The organism is Deltaproteobacteria bacterium (assembly GCA_015233135.1).
Taxonomy (GTDB): Bacteria; UBA10199; UBA10199; order JADFYH01; family JADFYH01; genus JADFYH01.
Map to the genome: position 1 here is coordinate 1 of JADFYH010000044.1, position 1,354 is coordinate 1,354.

Here is a 1,354-nt window from a genome sequence, read left to right on the forward strand (position 1 = left end):
ATGGTCCTCATGCCTGTCTTTTCCTGACCACTTTGCATTTGCGCATACATCTGATGGGTTTTCCCCTCACGAATCAGGTTGCGGATGGCATAATTGGGGAACAGCATTTCAATGGCCAGCTTGCGTCCGCCGCCCTTGATGGGGATGAGCTGCTGGCATAAGATGGCTTCCAGAATAAAGGCCAGCTGTGATCGCACCTGAGGTTGTTGATTGGGCGGAAAGACATCGATGATACGATCCACCGTCTGAACGGTGGAATTTGTATGCAGGGTCGCAAACACCAGATGCCCCGTTTCTGCAGTGGTAATGGCGGCCTGAATGGTTTCTAAATCACGCATTTCACCCACCAGCACAATGTCTGGATCTTGTCGCAGGATATATTTGAGGGCGCTCTGAAAGCTTTCAGTGTGCAGGCCCACCTCGCGTTGATGCACCATGCAGGCGCCATGATTGAAGATGTATTCGATTGGGTCTTCGATGGTGATGAGATGTTCTTTTCGGGTTTTATTGATTTGATTTAAGATGGAAGCAATCGTGGTCGATTTTCCGGAACCCGTCGCTCCAGTCACCAGCACCAGGCCATTGGGTCGGTTGACCAGTTCCTTTACCTTGGGAGGAAGCCCCAGTTTTTCAATATCCGGGATCTCCAGGGGCAGCGCGCGAAATGCACCAGCAATGGATTCCTTTTCGGCATAGACGTTGGCACGAAATCGCGAAACATTTTCGATGCCAAAAGAAAAATCGATTTCCTGCATCTGATTCAGGCGCTTCTGTTGGTTTTCTGTCGCGTATTCCAGGCAAAGCCTTTTTGCCTCTTCCACCCCGACGATGGCCTCGTTTTCCAGGGGAATTAACTCCCCATGCAAACGCAGGCGCGGTGGAGACCCGGCAGAGATGTGCAAATCGGAGCCTTTTTTTTCAACCACCCGGGAGAGCAATTCTTTTAAAGTACGCATGTTAAATCCTGATAAGGTTTGTTAAAAAGTATTTTAATATCAACTATTTAAATAGTTTATCTTCGCTCGAGACCATTTACAACTGATCTTTTTTTCAGCTACAATAATAAAAGCCAGTAAAATAAAAAAACAGGCATTTTTCCAACTCTCCTCCTCTTAAGATAAGAGGAGGGTGGGAGGAGTTATGAGCAAGCGGGCCCTATTTGTCATAACGCTCCCTAACCCCCTCTTACCTTAAGAGGGGGAATGTAAGGTGTTATGAATATAGAATTGAGTCAACAACCCGTAGATCTGGTGCAGGCCATGCTCGCCCGGGGTGCAATTTCAAAAGAACAATTTGCCGCGGCGGAGTTGACCCAAAAAAATACCGGTGGGGAGCTGTCCCATATTCTTTTGCA

Annotated in this window: 2 protein-coding genes; one reads left to right on the top strand and one right to left on the bottom strand. The window is 47.9% G+C overall.

The window, feature by feature from the left end:
* Window positions 1-956, bottom strand: a 956-nt coding sequence (locus HQM15_11270) for a PilT/PilU family type 4a pilus ATPase (GenBank protein ID MBF0493342.1), incomplete at its 3' end; no start/stop codon positions are given.
* A gap of 258 nt (window positions 957-1,214) precedes the next feature.
* Here HQM15_11270 and HQM15_11275 point away from each other — a divergent pair.
* The coding region (locus tag HQM15_11275) for a hypothetical protein (protein ID MBF0493343.1) at window positions 1,215-1,354 on the top strand (140 nt) is incomplete at its 3' end.